Raw genomic sequence first — 15,097 nt, 5'->3', positions numbered from 1 at the left:
GCGGAGCCGGGTGTCCCCACCATCCGGGTGTGCCCAGCATCCCCTGGACCCCGGTGGCAGGCGATCGGATCCGCACCCTGCTGCCGAGCCGGTGACGGACGCCGGCCCGGCAGCACCTCGAGGACACGTCGATACCGTCGTGGGCGTGCTGGTCGGACGGGACGTCGAGCGTACGGCGATCGCCGCGCTGGTCGGCGCTGCCCGCGAGGGGCGAGGAGGCGCACTGGTCGTCCGCGGCGTGGCCGGGTCGGGCAAGTCGACCCTGCTGACCGATGCCTCGGCCGCGGCTCCGGACACGACGGTGCTGCGCACCTCGGGGGTCGAGTCGGAGTCGCCGCTGGCCTTCGCCGCGCTGCAGCGGCTGCTGTGGCCGCTGCGCGCCCGGATCGACGCCCTCCCGTCGCCGCAGCAGACGGCGCTGCGGGCCGCGATGGGCGAGGTCGAGGGCGAGGGCGACCGGTTCCTGGCGTTCCTCGGGACGCTGAGCCTGCTGTCCGACGCCGCGGAGCGGTCCCCGGTGCTCGCCGTCGTCGACGATGCGCACTGGCTCGACGACGCCTCGGCCGCGGCGCTGCTCTTCGTCGCCCGCCGGCTGCAGGCCGAACGGATCGCGGTCCTGTTCGCCGCCCGCGACGGCGAGGCCCACGGCTTCGAGGCGCCCGACCTGCCTGCCGTCGTCCTGGACGGCGTGACCGGTGAGGCCGCCGGCACGCTGCTGACCTCCCGGGCCGGCGGCGTCGTGGACCCCGCGGTCCGGGACCGCCTGGTGGCCGCCACCGGCGGCAACCCTCTCGCGCTGGGTGAGCTGGCTGCCGCACTCACAAGCGACCAGCTGGCCGGTCGGGAACCCCTGCCGGCGTCCCTGCCCCTGACCGAGGGCGTCGAGCGCGGTTTCCTCGACCGCTGTCGACGCCTGTCCGACCAGGCGCAGCGGTTGCTGCTCGTCGCCACGGCCGACGACACCACCCGGCTGACCGTCGTCCGCGACGCCGCCGGGCAACTCGGGGTGGGTGACGACGCCCTCGACGAGGCCGAGCGGACGGGCCTGCTCCGGATCGACGGCGACACGGTCGTCCTCTACCACCCGCTCGTCCGGTCGGCGGTCTACCGCGCGGCCACCAGCGCGCAGCGCCGCGCAGCGCACCGGGCACTCGCCGGTGTCCTGCGTACGGATGCCGATCGCCGGGCGTGGCACCTCGCCGCCGCCGCCGACCGGCCCGACGACGAGGTCGTCGCCGCACTGGACGCCGTCGCCGAGCGCGCCGCGGCCCGGGGTGGGCACGAGGCCGCCGCGGCCGCGTGGGCCCGCGCCGCCGAGCTCACCGCCGGTGGGGAGGCCCGTGGCCGCCGCCTGTACCTGGCCGCGTCCTCGGCCTGGCTGGGCGCGCACCCGTCGCGGGCGGCGGCGCTGGCGAGCGCCGCGGCGGTCGACGTGCGGGACCCGGCGATCCGCGCCCGGCTGCTCACGCTCCGGGGACAGATCGAGTGGAACACCCGCTCGCTCGACGACGGCTACGACCACGTCGTGGCGGCCGCTCAGGTCGCCGCCGGGGTCGACGAGGCGCTGGCCCAGCAGCTGGCCATGCTCGCCGCCTCGCTGGCCGCGTTCGGCGCCCGGTCACCCCGGGACGTCGACCCGGCCGCGCTGGTGCCCCGTCCGGGACCGGACGCGCCGCCGCGCGTCCGGGCGGCCTCCGCCCTGCTGCACGGGTTCCGCGCCGTCGCCCGGCAGGACTGGGGCACCGCCGCCGAGTGCTTCGGCGACGCCTTCGCCCTGACCGACGCCCTCCCGCTCGACGACCACGTGCTGCAGCCCAACCTGGGGGTCGCGGCCATGCTGGTCGACGACGACGCACGCGGGCTGCGGCTGCACGCGGAGCAGCTGACCGCCGCCCGCGGCGCCGGCGCGCTGAGCATGGTCGAGCACGCCCTGACCCGCGGCGCGCAGTTCCAGATCGCCACCGGGGCCTGGGCACAGGCCGCCGGTGCCGCGGCGGAGGCGCTACCGCTCACCGCCGCTACCGGCCATCCGGGACTGACCGCGTTGCCGACCGCCGAGCTCGCGGTGCTGGCCGCCCTGCGCGGCGACGACGCCGCCGACCGCCACCTGGCCGAGGTGGCGGCGATCCGGGACGCGCACCCGATCGGGCTCAGCGAGCTGTTGGTGGACGACCTGGTGCGCTGGGCGCGGGGGCTCCGCGCGCGGCAGCCGGCGACCGCCCTGCACCACCTCGAGCAGATCAGCTCACCGGGCCTGCGCCGCATGGCCGCGCTCGACCGGCTCGAGGGCGCGGTCCGCGCCGGCCGGGAGGACCTCGCCCGCACGTGGCTGCGGGAGCTGGAGGCGTTCGCCGAGGGCACCGGCGCCCCGGCTGCCGTGGCCGTCGTCGAGCACGGCCGGGCGCTGCTCGCCGGGAACCGCGCCGAGGAGCACTTCCGGCGCGCCCTGGACGCACACGCCACGTCGCTGCGCGTGCCCGACAGGGCCCGGACCGAGCTGGCGTTCGGCGAGCACCTGCGCCGTGCCCGGCGCCGGGTCGACGCCCGGGAGCACCTGCGCACCGCCCTGGCGTTGTCCGAGGAGCTCGGCGCCGCCCCGTGGGCGGAGCGGGCCGCGCAGGAGCTGCGTGCGTCGGGTGAGACCGCGCGCCGCCGCGACGTCACCACCGCGACCGAGCTCACCCCGCAGGAGAGGCAGGTGACCGACCTGGTCCGGCAGGGGCTGTCCAACCGGGACGCCGCAGCGCGGCTGTTCGTCAGCCCGCGCACCGTCGACTTCCACCTGCGCAACGTCTACAGCAAGCTCGGCGTGGCCTCGCGGGCCGAGCTCGCCGCCCTCCCGCTCGACCGCTGATCCGGCCATCCCGCGGGCAGGACCCGGCGGTTCTCCCGGCGTGACGCCCGGTCTCCTGCTCCTAGCGTCGGGTGCGCACACCATCCGGCCACGCCTCTCCAGGAGACGCCATGCTCACGCCCTCCGGTCACCGGGAGCCCCTCGACGTGCTCGTCGTCGGGGCCGGCCAGGCCGGTCTCGCCCTCGGCCACCACCTCACCCGCCGGGGCGCCGAGTTCCTGCTCGTGGACGCCGGCCCGGAGGTGGGCCACTCGTGGCGCTCCCGCTGGGACTCGCTGCGGCTGTTCAGTCCTGCCGAGTACGACTCGCTGCCGGGCCTGCCGTTCCCCGCGCCGTCCGGCACCCATCCCACGAAGGACGAGGTCGCCGACTACCTGGCCGCCTACGCCGCCCGCTTCCGGCTGCCGGTGCAGCTCGACTCCCCGGTCCGGCGACTGCACCGCGACGACGACGGCGTCTTCGCGGCCACCACCCCCTCCGGCACGCTGCGTGCCCGGCAGGTCGTCGTCGCCACCGGCCCGTTCCAGACCCCGTACGTGCCCGCCGTCGCCGGCCGGCTGGACCCGCTGGTCCCGCAGTTCCACAGCGCCCGGTACCGCAACCCGACCCAGGTGCCCGGCGACGGCAGGGTGCTGGTGGTCGGCGCGGCCAACTCCGGGCTGCAGATCGCCGCCGAACTCGCCGCCACCCAGTCGGTCACCGTCGCGGCCGGCACCCGGCCGACCGAGCTGCCGCAGCGGATCGCCGGCCGCGACCTGTTCTCCTGGCTGGACGCGGTCGGGTTCTTCACCGTCCCGGCCGACTCCCGCGTCGCCCGCCGCCTCCGTGCCCGCGGTGACCTGGTCATCGGCACCCGCAGCAGGGCGCTGCGCCGGCGAGGTGTGGCCTTCCGGCCCCGGCTGACCGGCCTGGCGGGCCGCACCGCCTCCTTCGCCGACGGCAGCACCGCCGACGTCGACGCGGTCGTCTGGGCCACCGGCTACCGGCCCGACCACTCCTGGCTGCACGTGCCCGGTGTCGTCGTCGACGGGGTCGTCCGCCACACCGCCGGGTTCACCGACGTGCCCGGGTTGTCCTTCCTCGGGCTGCCGTGGCAGACCTGCCGCGGCTCGGCGTTGCTCGGCTTCGTCGGCGCCGACGCCGCCGCTCTCGCCGACCGCCTGGTCACCGGCGCCGACCACCGGACCGGCATGCGGCGTCCCCGCGCCGGCTCGCCATCGCGATGACCGGCGGGGACGCCGGTCGACGTCCTACCGCAGCAGGCTGCGGGCGATGACCATGCGCTGGATCTGGTTGGTGCCCTCGTAGATCTGGGTGATCTTGGCGTCGCGCATCATGCGCTCGACCGGGAAGTCCTGGGTGTAGCCGGCGCCGCCGAAGAGCTGGACGGCGTCGGTGGTGACCTTCATGGCGACGTCGGAGGCGAACGCCTTGGCCGCCGCGCACAGCCGGCCCAGGTCGGGGTCCACCTTGCCGCCGTCGTGACCGGCCTCCCCGCGGGCGGCGGCGACGTAGACGAGGTGCCGGGCGGCCTCGATCTGCATGGCCATGTCGGCGAGCATGAACTGCACGCCCTGGAAGTCGCTGACGGCCTTGCCGAACTGCCTGCGCTCGCGGGTGTACTGCACGGCCGCGTCGAGCGCGCCCTGCGCGACGCCGACGGCCTGCGCACCGATGGTCGGGCGGGTGAAGTCCAGCGTCCGCAGCGCGGTCTTGAAGCCGGTGCCGGGCTCCCCGATGACCCGGTCGGCGGGGATGGTGCAGTCGGTGAAGTAGAGCTCGCAGGTGGGCGACCCCTTGATCCCCATCTTCCGCTCCTTGGGGCCGACGGCGAAGCCAGGGTCGTCGCGGTGGACGACGAAGGCGGAGATGCCGTTGGCCCGCTTCTCCGGGTCGGTGACGGCCATGACCGTGTACCAGTCGGAGACGCCGGCGTTGGTGATCCAGGCCTTGGTGCCGTTGAGCACCCAGGTGTCGCCCTCGCGGCGGGCGCGCGTCCTCATCGAGGCGGCGTCGGAGCCGGCCTCCCGCTCGGACAGGCCGTAGCTGATCATCGCGTCGCCCGCGGCGATCGGCCGGAGCACCTGCTGCTTGAGGTCCTCCGACGCCGACAGGATCACCGGCATCGAGCCGAGCTTGTTGACCGCCGGGATGAGCGACGCGCTGACGTCGACCCGGGCGACCTCCTCGATGACGATGCAGGTCGCGACCGCGTCGGCGCCCTCGCCGCCGTACTGCTCGGGGATGTGCGTCGCGTGGAAGCCGGCCGCCGTCAGCGCCTTGAGCGCCTCGGCCGGGAACCGCGACTCCGCGTCGACCTCGGCCGCGTACGGCGCGATCTCCCGCTCGGCGATGTCCCGGACGGCGGCCCGGATCGCGTCGTGCTCCTCGGTCAGCTGGTACAGCCCGCTCGTGCTCACGACCAGATGTTAGGACGTCCCAGCAGTCTCGCGGCCGGTCTCCTCCCGATGGGCGAGGCGGGCGCACAGCGATGGACCGAAGAGGCCCGGCCGGTCTGCACCGGGAGTCCGCGGACCACCCCCGGGACGAGCGGGCGAGGCGGCGGGACACGCGTCCTGGTGCGGCAGTGGATCTCCGCCGACGGCACGGTCGCCGGCCCGGACGGGGAGTCGGACGTCGTCGACGCCGTCACCGACTGCCCCTCGGACCGGCACGACGCGGCGCTCCTGGATCCCGCCGGGCCCGGCGTGCGCCTAGCGCTCCAGGAGGCCGAGACGTGGCCGGGCGGCGCGCTCCGGGTGCGCTACGCGGTCCCGGGGGCCTGACCCGCACCCCGGTCGGCCGACGGGGCGTCCGCGGCCAGCCGCGCTCGCAGCGCGGTGTCCCGGGCGACCACCGAGTCGGCGAGGTCGCCCTGGAACCGCTCGACGGCGGCCCGCAGCGCCCGGCCGGTGTCGCCGTCGGACGATGCCAGGATCCGCACCGCGAGCAGCCCGGCGTTGCGGCCGCCGCCGATGGACACCGTGGCCACCGGCACCCCGGCCGGCATCTGCACGATCGACAGCAGGCTGTCCAGCCCGTCGAGGCGGTCCAGCGGCCGCGGGACGCCGATGACCGGCAGCGGCGTGGCCGCCGCGATCATGCCCGGCAGGTGCGCCGCTCCCCCGGCCCCGGCGACGACGACCCGCAGGCCGCGCCCGGCCGCCGCCGTCGCGTAGTCGAGCATCCGCTGCGGCGTGCGGTGCGCGGAGAGCACGTGCACCTCGTACGGGACGCCGAACTCCGCCAGCGCCTGCGCCGCCGGCTCCATGGTGGGCCAGTCGGAGTCGCTGCCCATGACGATCCCGACCAGGGGCTGGGTCACTCAGTGCTCCTCGGGGAAGGCGAACGCGGGGTCGACCTCGCCGTCGGCGAGGTAGCGCGCCGCCGCCACGGCCCGGGCGCGCACCTCGGCGAGGTCCTCCCCCAGCGCCGTGACGTGGCCGAGCTTGCGGCCGGGACGCTGGCCCTTTCCGTACCAGTGCAGCTTGACGTCGGGCCAGTGCGCCATGAGGTGGTGCACCCGCTCGTCGACGCCGGGGCCGGCCCAGTCCTCCGCCGACGCCGCCCCGCCGAGCACGTTGGCCGTGACGACGGCGGGGGCGGTCATCGCCGTCGAGCCCAGCGGGTAGTCGAGGACGGCGCGCAGGTGCTGCTCGAACTGGCTCGTGCGCGCGCCCTCGATGGTCCAGTGACCCGAGTTGTGCGGCCGCATCGCCAGCTCGTTGACGAGCACGCCGTCGGCGGTCCCGAACAGCTCGACGGCCATGACGCCGACGACGCCGACCCGGTCGGCCACGCGCACCGCGAGCTCCTGCGCGGCGAGCGCCGTCTCCTCGTCCAGGTCCGGCGCGGGGGCGAGCACCTCGGTGTTGATCCCGTCGCGCTGCACCGTCTCCACGACCGGCCACACCGCGACCTGCCCGAAGGGCGAGCGGGCCACCAGCACCGCCAGCTCGCGCACCAGCGGGACCCGCTCCTCCACCAGCAGGACCCGGTGCCGCTCGAGCAGCTCGGCCACCTGGTCGGGACCGGAGACGACGAACACCCCCCTGCCGTCGTAGCCCCCGCGCGGGGCCTTGACGACGACCGGCCACCCGACCTCCTCGGCGAAGACGGTCGCCTCGTGCACCGTGTGCACCTCGGCCCAGGCCGGCTGCGGCTCCCCGGCGGCGTCGAGCGCGTGGCGCAGGACGAGCTTGTCCTGGGCGTGCAGCAGCGCGTCGGGGCCGGGAGCGACGCGCACGCCCTCGACGGTCAGCGTGCGCAGGTGCTCGGACGGCACGTGCTCGTGGTCGAAGGTGAGCACGGTAGCGCCGTCGGCCACGGCGCGCAGCGCGTCGAGGTCACGGTGGTCGCCCAGCCGGACGTCGGCGGCCACGAGCGCCGCGGACTCGGCGGGGTCGGTGGCCAGCACGCGCAGCGACTGGCCGAGGGCGATCGCCGCCTGGTGGGTCATGCGGGCGAGCTGCCCTCCTCCCACCATGGCGACGACGGGCAGGCCGGTCCGGGGGTCGGTCGGGGCAGGCATGGTGCGGCCACGGTAGCGAGCGGGCCGCTGCCGGCGCGCGCGTCGTCCGGCGGGCGGGCCGGTGGGGATCCGTACAGTCGGGACCCGTGCCGTCCCCCTCGGTCCCCGGTCGTCGCGCCGGGACCGCCTGGCGGACCCTGCTGCGGGAGGCCTCCGCCTTCGGCGTCATGGGCGGCGCCTGCCTGGTGCTCGACCTCGCCGTCTTCCAGCTGCTCTACGCGCACCTCGGCGTCGGCGCGGTGGCCTCCCGGCTGGCGTCGGCGGCCGTGTCCACCACGGCGGCCTACGTGGCCCACCGCCACTGGTCGTTCGCCTCCCGGTCGCGGCCGGGGGTGCGGCGCGAGTACCCGGTCTTCGTCGCGGTCAACGTGGTCACCGTGACGCTCGGGCTGACCCTGGTCGCACTGGTGCGCCATCTCCTCGGCCAGGAGAGCGTCCTGGTCCTGCAGGCGACCAACGTCGTGTCCATCGGGCTGGGCACGCTGGTCCGGTTCGCCTCCTACCGGCGGTGGGTGTTCCCCCGGGCTCCCCTGGAGACGGCGTGAGCCCACCGCGGCACCGGCCGGGCGTGCGACGGCGGGTCCTGCCCGTGCTGCTCGCCGTCGGGCTGGCCGCGGGCTGCTCCTCTGCCGCGGACGGCACTGGGCCCGCGGCCCCCGCCGCTCTCGCGCTGCCGGGCACGGGCGAGCGGGTCCTGTTCTTCGGCGACTCCTACACGGCCGGCTACGGCGCGACGTCGGACGACGAGGCCTTCCCGGCGCGGACGGCGGCGGCGTTCGGCTGGGTGGCCGACGTCACCGCCGGTCCGGGCACGGGCTTCGTCGCCGAGGGCGGGGTCGGGCGGGACTACCTCGAGCAGCTGGCCGACCTCGACGTCGAGCCGCCGGCGCTGGTGGTGCTCCAGGGCGGTCTCAACGACGCCTTCGCCGACCCGGACGCGGCGACCGAGCGCGACGCGGCCACCGAGGTCCTGGCCGCGCTGGCCGATCGGTTCCCCGGGACGCCCGTGGTGCTGTTCGGGCCGCCCCTGGTGCCCTCCCTGCCCGACGACTCGGTGCGGCGGGTGGACCGGGCCCTGGACCGGGCCGCCGCCGGGGCGGGCGCGTGGTACGTCAGCCCCGTGCAGGACGGCTGGGACGTCGCCTCGCGGCTGACCGACGACGACCTGCACCCCGGTGACGAGGGCCACGCCCACCTCGCCCGAGAGCTGGTCGCGGCGCTCCGGGCGCTGGACGGCCGCTCTCCCCGGTGACGGGCGGGACTGTCCGGCCGGGCGGTGCGGTTGTGACACCTGGGCCGGCGGGGCCGTGACGGAGCGGTCCGGCCGAGGGTGTCGGACTCCAGCCGAGTTCCCGGATCGTTACCTTGCTCCTGCCTGCGCGTCCGACCGCGGGTGGACCCGGTGACCAGCTCCTGACGGGGCGACCGGACCGCGGCACCGAGGGGAGACCAGCCGAGTGCGCACGACCGTGACCTCTGCCCGCACCGAACGGCGCCTGGGCATGCTCGACGTCCTGCGCCTGTTCGCGGCGGTCGCCGTCGTGGCGTTCCACTACACGGCGCGGCACAGCCCCGGGTGGGACGGCGCCGCGCCCGAGGAGCTGGCCGGCGTGGGCCAGTGGGCGAGCTACGGCCGGATGGGCGTCCCGCTGTTCTTCGTCATCAGCGGCTTCGTCCTCCTGATGAGCGCCTGGGGCCGGGACGTCCGGGGCTTCGTCGCCTCGCGGGTCGGCCGGCTGTTCCCGGCGTACTGGGTGGCCGTCGCCCTCAGCCTCGTGCTCGTCCTGTTCATCTGGCCGGAGAACCCGGCCTTCCTCGGTCACGAGATCAGCAAGGCCGGCGCCCTGCTCAACTTCACGATGGTGCAGGGCGCCTTCGGTGTGCCGGACGTCGACGGCCCCTACTGGACGCTCTGGTACGAGGCACGCTTCTACCTGCTCATCGCCGTGTTCATGCACCTCGGCATCACGCGCAACCGGGTGCTGGCCGTCTGCGCCCTGTGGCCGGTCGTCGGGGCGCTGGCCTCGGCCAACGGTGCCGGCCTGGTGTCGACGCTCCTCATGCCCGACTACGCCCCGTTCTTCGCCGGCGGCATGCTGCTCTACCTGATCCACCGCGACGGCCACGACCTCGGTACCTGGCTGCTCGTCGGGCTGCAGGTGACCATCGCGGTGAACTTCACCACCGGCGTCTACCCCGGCATCCTGAGCGCCGAGACCCCGTGGGTCCCGTCCACCACCGTGATCGCCGCCATCTGCGTCGCCTGCTTCGGGCTGGTCGCCCTGGTGACCCTGACGCGGGTGGCCTCCCGCAGCGCCGGCTGGATGACCGTCGCGGGTGCGCTCACCTACCCCGTCTACCTGGTCCACGAGAACCTCGGCTGGTGGGTCATCCACCTGGTCCGCGACCGGGTGGGGCCCTGGGGTGCCGTGGCGCTGGCCACCGTGGTCGCCTTCGCCGCCGCGACGCTGCTCCACCACCTCGTCGAGAAGCCGTTTGGGCCGCGGCTGCGGAAGGCGACCCTCCGCATGCTCAGCCAGTCCGAGGGCGGCCGCGCCTCCGACGACGGGCGCGACGGCGCACACCGCGCCGGCCGGGGCCGCGCCGCGGACCGCCGGACCCCCGGCATCCCCGTCCCCACCGACGTGCGCTCCGCCGCCGACGACCGCCCGTCCGCCGTCCGGCACCCCGTCGACACCGCTCGGCACACGGAACGCCGGCCGACCCCGCGGGCGGACCGGGACGGGTCCGGGCTGCTCGGTCCCTCGACCGTGGCGCTCCCCGAGGAGCGGCCCGAGCCGCGGGGCGCGCTGCTGACCGGCCAGCAGCAGAACTGACCGGGCCGGCCCCGTCCTGACCGGCCGGCGCGCCGGTCAGCCGGCCAGGCGGGACCCCGACCGCCCGGCGACGACCTCCAGCCGGGTGGGGATGCGGGTGCGCAGCTCCTCGAGGTGGCTGATCACACCGACGGTCCGCCCGCCGCGGCGCAGCTCGTCGAGCACGGTCATGACCGCGTCGAGCGCCTGGGCGTCGAGGGTGCCGAAGCCCTCGTCGACGAACAGGGTGTCCACCTGCACGCCGCCGGCCTCCGCGGTGACGACGTCGGCGAGCCCGAGGGCCAGCGCCAGGGATGCCATGAAGCTCTCCCCACCCGAGAGCGTCTTGGTCGGCCGCTGGGCGCCGGTGTACTCGTCGAGGACGTCGAGGCCCAGGCCGCCGCGGGCGCCGTGGCGGCCCAGGGCGTCGCTGTGCAGGAACGTGTAGCGCCCGCGCGACATCTCCTGCAGCCGCCGGCTGGCCACCTCGGCCACCTGCTCCAGGCGCGCGGCCAGGACGAAGGACTGCAGCCGCATCCGCAGCGTGTTGGCCCCGCGGCCGCCGACGAGGTCGGCGAGCCCCGCGACCTGGTCGGCCCGGGCCCGGCGCTCGCCCAGCTCGACCTCCGCGGCCACGACCTCCCCGGCCAGCGCGTCGAGCGCCCCCGCACAGCGCCGGGCCTGGTCGAGCGCGGTGACGGCGTCCTCGCGGCGGGCGGTCACCTCGGCGCAGCGCTGCTGCAGCGCCGCGACGTCAGGCCGCTCCCCCAGGTCGGCGAGGTCGGGGTCGGCGAGCGTGGCGGCCAGCACCGACCGGGCCTCGTCGTGCTCGCGCAGCCTCCGGTCGAGGGTGGCGAGCTCGCCGGCGGGCAGCAGGGCGGCCGAGGCGTCGAGGACGTCGGCGAAGCCGGCCACGGCCGCGCGGTCCTCGGCGGCGGCGCGGGCGGCGGCGACCGCCTCGCGGGCGCGCACCTCCTCGGCCGCCGCGGCGGCGGCCTCCTCGCAGTGCTCGGCCTCCGTGGTCAGCCGGGCGATCCGGGCCGGCAGGTCGGGGTCCTCGCCGCGGGCGGTGTCGACGCGCGCGGCGGCCTCGGTGGCGGCCTGCTCGGCCGCCGCCTGCTCGGCAGTGCGCCGCTGCAGCGCCTCGCGGTCGGCGGCCAGGGCGGCGGCGGCCGCGTCGCGCCGCTGCTCGGCCGCGGCGAGCGCGCGCCGCGCGGCCTCCACGCCGCCGGCGAGCCCGGCCACCCGGGCGAGCTCGGCACGGGCGGCGGCGGCGCGGGCGGCCAGCGCGTCCGGCCGCTCCTCGCCCGCCCGGGCGCGCAGCACGGCCAGCTCGCGCTCCAGCCCCTCGACCCCCGCCCCCGCCGCCGTGCGCCGCTCGTCGGCGGCGTCGACGGCCGCCCGGACGCGGTCCTCGTCGTCGGCGGTGACGCGCGCGCCCGCGGGCAGCGCCGGGCGCGGGTGCTCGGGAGAGCCGCACACCGGGCAGTCGGCGCCGTCGGTGAGCCCGGCGGCGAGCTCGGCGGCCATGCCGTCCAGCCGCGCGGTGCGCAGCTCGACCAGCCGCTCCCGCGTCTCCAGCCAGGCGAGCCGGGCGGCATCGGCGGCGGCGCGGGCCCGGTCGAGCCGGCCGGCGAGCGCGTCGGCGCGGGTGGCGGCGTCCAGGGCGGTGCGGGCGGCCTCCTCGGCGGCGGCCAGGCCGGACAGCCGGGCCGCCGCGGCCTGCGCGGCGTCGAGCCGGGCCTGCGCCGCGGCGACCCGCGCCGGCTCCTCCTCGACGGCGCGCGCCCCGTCGGCGCAGGCGGCGGTCAGCCGCTGCACCTCGCGGGCCAGCCGGGTGGCGTCGACGGCGAGCTCCCGGGACCGCCGGGCCTCGGGCAGCAGCGCGCGGGCGTGCGCCGCCGCGTCGCGCAGCCCGCGGGCCGTCGCCGGGTCGGCGTCGCGGCCCGCGCCCACGGCGGCCCAGGCGGCCGCGGCCTCCGCGTGCCGGGCTCCGGCGCGCTCGGCGGCCAGCGCGGCGCGGCCGCCGGCCTCCAGCACGTCGCGCAGCACCTCCGCGCGGCGGCCGGCGTCGGCGCGGGCGCGCAGCGGCGCCAGTGCCGGCTCACGGACGGTGAGCTCCTCGAGCCGGGCGCGGGCGCGGTCCCGGCGGGTGTGCCGGTCGGCCAGCGCCCGGGCGGCGGCCAGCTCCTCGTCGACCCGGGTGCTGTCGGCGGCGGCCGCGGCGGCCGCGGCCTCCGCGGCGGTGAGCCGCTCCGCGGCCACTGCCCGCACCTGCCGCACCCAGGCGCCCGTCGAGGCGCCGGGTCGGGCGCCCACCAGCTCGGGGGCCAGCTCCTCGGGCACCTCGACGTCGGCGATCTGGGCGACCCGGTGCAGCAGCGTGCTGACCCGGTGCCGCTCGCCCCGCAGGGCCTCCTCGGCGGCGCGCCGCTCGGCGGCCAGCCAGTCCTCGGCGCGGGCGAACCGGTCGACGTCGAACAGGGTGCGCAGCAGCTTCCCGCGGTCCTCGGGCTCGGCGCGCAGGAAGCGGGCGAAGTCGCCCTGCGGCAGCAGGACGACCTGGCAGAACTGCTCGGCCGACAGGCCCAGCCGCACCCGCAGGTACTCCGACCCCTCGTCGATGCGGGTGCTCACCGGCTCCCAGGTACCGCCGGTCCAGCGCTGGACGGTGAGCCGCGCCTGCTCGGTGGTCTCGCCGGTGCCGCGCTTCTTGGGCCGGGTCTGCTCCGGCCGGCGCACCACGAGCAGCCGCTCGCCGGCCAGCGTGAGCTCGCAGCACACCTCGGTGCGCGTGGCGGCGTCGGCGTGGTCGCTGCGCAGCCGCCGCGCCTCCCCACGGGCGCCGGGCACGACGCCGTAGAGCGCGAAGACGACCGCGTCGAGCAGCGTGGTCTTGCCCGCGCCGGTCGGCCCCCACAGCAGGAACAGCCCGTCGCGGGCGACGTCGTCGACGTCGACGCCCTCGGTGCCGGCGAAGGGCCCGAAGGCGGTGAGCGTGAGGGAGTGCAGCCTCACCGGGCCAGCTCCTCGCGGGCCGCCGCACCCAGCGCCCGGGCCAGCAGGTCCCGCTCGGCGGCGGTGGCGCCCACCCCGCCGCGGACGTGGCTGACGAACTCGCCCGCGACGTCGAGGTCGCCGCGGCCGCGCAGCCGCTCCTGGTAGCTGCGGCCGTCGCTGCCGCCGCCGCCGGACCACTCCAGGTGCACGCAGTGCCGGAACCGGGTGCGCAGCCGGCGCATCGGGTCGGCCGGGCGGACGGCGTCGGTGAGCCGGGCGGACACGAACGCCTCCTCCGCGCCCGTGTGCGCCGGGTCGTCCAGCAGCTCGTCGAGGGTGCCGCTGAGGACCGTCAGCGCCCGCGGCAGCGGCAGCGGCACGGCGTCGACACCGGCCAGACCCCCGGCGTCGAGGTCGACCAGCCACACCTGCTTGTCCTGGCCGGCCTCGCCGAAGGAGTAGGGCAGCGGCGAGCCGCTGTAGCGCAGCCGGTCCGACAGCGACTGCGGCCGGTGCAGGTGACCGAGCGCCACGTAGTCGACGCCGTCGAACACCGACGCCGGCACCAGGTCGACCCCGCCGACGCAGATGTCGCGCTCGCTGTCGCTGGCCAGCCCGCCGCCGACGAACGCGTGCGCGAGCACCACCGACCGCGTGCCGGGGCGCAGGAACAGGTCGCCGCGCACCCGGTCCATCGCGGCCCGCAGCACCGCCTCGTGGCTCCGGGCGGCCGGGAGGCCCAGCTCGTGCCGCGCCAGCTCCGGCTCCAGGTACGGCAGGCCGTACACCGCGACGTCGCCGTGCGCGTCGGACAGCAGCACCGGCTCGTCGAGGCCGGCGACCGTGGCGCGCACGTGCACGCCGGAGGCGGCGAGCAGGCCGGCGGCGAAGTTCAGCCGGCGCGCGGAGTCGTGGTTGCCCGGCGTGAGCACCACCGTGGCACCGGCCGCGCGCAGCCGGGTGAGTACCCGGTCGAGCACCGCGGTCGCGTCGGCCGAGGGCACCGCGCGGTCGTAGACGTCCCCGGCCACCACGACGGCGTCGACCCGCTCGGCGGCGACGACGTCGGCAAGGCCGGAGAGCACCGCCTCCTGCTCGCCGAGCAGCTCGGCACCGTGCAGCGACCGCCCGATGTGCCAGTCGGAGGTGTGCAGCAGTCGCATGGGTGCGGAAGGTAGGTCGCGGTACCGACAGAACCGGCCAGGCTCGCCGTGACCGATCGGTCACACCCCGCCCGGCTCAGTGCAGGGGGCTGGTGCCGTGGGCTCCGGTCCGGGCGCCGTCCCACCCGTCGGACCACTCACCGGGCCACTCGCCGGACGCCTGCGCGTCGTCGGCGACGGCCTCTCCCGCCCACCCGGCCGGGACGACGTCGTGCGCGCGTCCGCCGTCGTCCTCGATCAGCTGGGCGAGCAGCGCCTGCACGCCGTCGGGGTCGGGCACGCGGCACAGCACCAGCGGGCCGCCGTCCCCGGCGGACTCGACCGTGACCGTCCCGGAGCGCACGATCCGCTCCCGCAGCGTCTGCCGGCAGGAGACGTCGGTGATCCGGGACAGCGCCACGTCGCGGCCGCGCCAGGTCAGCACGCCCGCGCGGACGAGCACCCGGGAGGTGGTCAGGACGACGTGCGTGGTGCGCCAGCGCAGCACCGGGCGCAGCACGGCGATCACGAGCACGAGCAGCGCGATGGCCAGCAGCGCCATCCGGAGCACGCCCTGCTGCCGGCCGGCCGGGACCAGTGCGGCCAGGTAGGAGGCGGCGCCCACGACGACGAGGAAGCGCACCACCGGCCAGAACAGCGTCGTCCAGTGCGGGTGCAGGTGCGCGACGACCTCCTCGTCGTCGGCGAGCAGCTTGTCGGGGTAGGCCACGCCGCCAGGATGACCGAGCGGCGG

At 77.0% G+C, this 15,097-nt stretch carries 12 protein-coding genes; 6 read left to right on the top strand and 6 right to left on the bottom strand.

Annotated features, from left to right (window positions below; translation table 11 throughout):
* Window positions 1–145 precede the first annotated feature (145 nt).
* Window positions 146–2,854 (top strand): helix-turn-helix transcriptional regulator, encoded by a 2,709-nt coding sequence (locus BM165_RS10490; protein ID WP_075013530.1) that lies wholly within the window; start codon window positions 146–148, stop codon window positions 2,852–2,854.
* 110 nt (window positions 2,855–2,964) lie between these two features.
* Window positions 2,965–4,080: a flavin-containing monooxygenase gene (locus tag BM165_RS10485; RefSeq protein ID WP_075013440.1), complete on the top strand. Its 1,116-nt coding sequence runs from the start codon at window positions 2,965–2,967 to the stop codon at window positions 4,078–4,080.
* Window positions 4,081–4,104: 24 nt separating this feature from the next.
* Here BM165_RS10485 and BM165_RS10480 read toward each other — a convergent pair whose 3' ends face one another.
* Window positions 4,105–5,274 carry an acyl-CoA dehydrogenase gene (locus tag BM165_RS10480; RefSeq protein WP_143108111.1) on the bottom strand — a complete coding sequence of 390 codons (1,170 nt, stop codon included), beginning with the start codon at window positions 5,272–5,274 and terminating at the stop codon, window positions 4,105–4,107.
* Between the two features lie 159 nt (window positions 5,275–5,433).
* Between BM165_RS10480 and BM165_RS10475 the strand changes: the two genes are divergently transcribed.
* On the top strand, window positions 5,434–5,640 hold the full coding sequence (locus BM165_RS10475) for a hypothetical protein (RefSeq protein WP_075013438.1): 207 nt from the start codon (window positions 5,434–5,436) through the stop codon (window positions 5,638–5,640).
* Here the strand turns inward: BM165_RS10475 and purE are convergent.
* Window positions 5,619–6,179: a 5-(carboxyamino)imidazole ribonucleotide mutase gene (gene purE / locus BM165_RS10470; RefSeq protein WP_075013437.1), complete on the bottom strand. Its 561-nt coding sequence runs from the start codon at window positions 6,177–6,179 to the stop codon at window positions 5,619–5,621. The two genes, BM165_RS10475 and purE, sit on opposite strands and share 22 nt — an antisense overlap.
* Window positions 6,180–7,385, bottom strand: coding sequence for a 5-(carboxyamino)imidazole ribonucleotide synthase (locus tag BM165_RS10465; RefSeq protein ID WP_075013436.1), 1,206 nt, complete (start codon window positions 7,383–7,385; stop codon window positions 6,180–6,182).
* Window positions 7,386–7,471: 86 nt separating this feature from the next.
* Between BM165_RS10465 and BM165_RS10460 the strand changes: the two genes are divergently transcribed.
* From BM165_RS10460 to BM165_RS10450, 3 genes are all read left to right on the top strand, one after another.
* Window positions 7,472–7,930, top strand: a complete 459-nt coding sequence (locus BM165_RS10460) for a GtrA family protein (protein WP_075013435.1) — start codon at window positions 7,472–7,474, stop codon at window positions 7,928–7,930.
* On the top strand, window positions 7,927–8,637 hold the full coding sequence (locus BM165_RS10455; RefSeq protein WP_177225162.1) for an SGNH/GDSL hydrolase family protein: 711 nt from the start codon (window positions 7,927–7,929) through the stop codon (window positions 8,635–8,637). The genes BM165_RS10460 and BM165_RS10455 overlap by 4 nt, the downstream gene beginning before the upstream one ends.
* A 205-nt stretch (window positions 8,638–8,842) precedes the next feature.
* The gene (locus BM165_RS10450; protein WP_075013434.1) at window positions 8,843–10,222 is read left to right on the top strand and encodes an acyltransferase family protein; all 1,380 of its coding nucleotides are present in this window, start codon (window positions 8,843–8,845) and stop codon (window positions 10,220–10,222) included.
* A gap of 36 nt (window positions 10,223–10,258) precedes the next feature.
* Here BM165_RS10450 and BM165_RS10445 read toward each other — a convergent pair whose 3' ends face one another.
* From BM165_RS10445 to BM165_RS10435, 3 genes are all read right to left on the bottom strand, one after another.
* Window positions 10,259–13,219 (bottom strand): AAA family ATPase, encoded by a 2,961-nt coding sequence (locus BM165_RS10445; RefSeq protein WP_075013433.1) that lies wholly within the window; start codon window positions 13,217–13,219, stop codon window positions 10,259–10,261.
* Window positions 13,216–14,364: an exonuclease SbcCD subunit D gene (locus BM165_RS10440; RefSeq protein ID WP_075013432.1), complete on the bottom strand. Its 1,149-nt coding sequence runs from the start codon at window positions 14,362–14,364 to the stop codon at window positions 13,216–13,218. The genes BM165_RS10445 and BM165_RS10440 overlap by 4 nt, the downstream gene beginning before the upstream one ends.
* 76 nt (window positions 14,365–14,440) lie before the next feature.
* Window positions 14,441–15,073 (bottom strand): PH domain-containing protein, encoded by a 633-nt coding sequence (locus BM165_RS10435; RefSeq protein WP_075013431.1) that lies wholly within the window; start codon window positions 15,071–15,073, stop codon window positions 14,441–14,443.
* Between the last annotated feature and the right edge of the window lie 24 nt (window positions 15,074–15,097).

It is taken from the genome of Geodermatophilus obscurus (genome assembly GCF_900115395.1).
GTDB classification, from domain to species: domain Bacteria; phylum Actinomycetota; class Actinomycetes; order Mycobacteriales; family Geodermatophilaceae; genus Geodermatophilus; species Geodermatophilus obscurus_B.
This window is presented reverse-complemented; position numbering and strand designations above follow the sequence as displayed.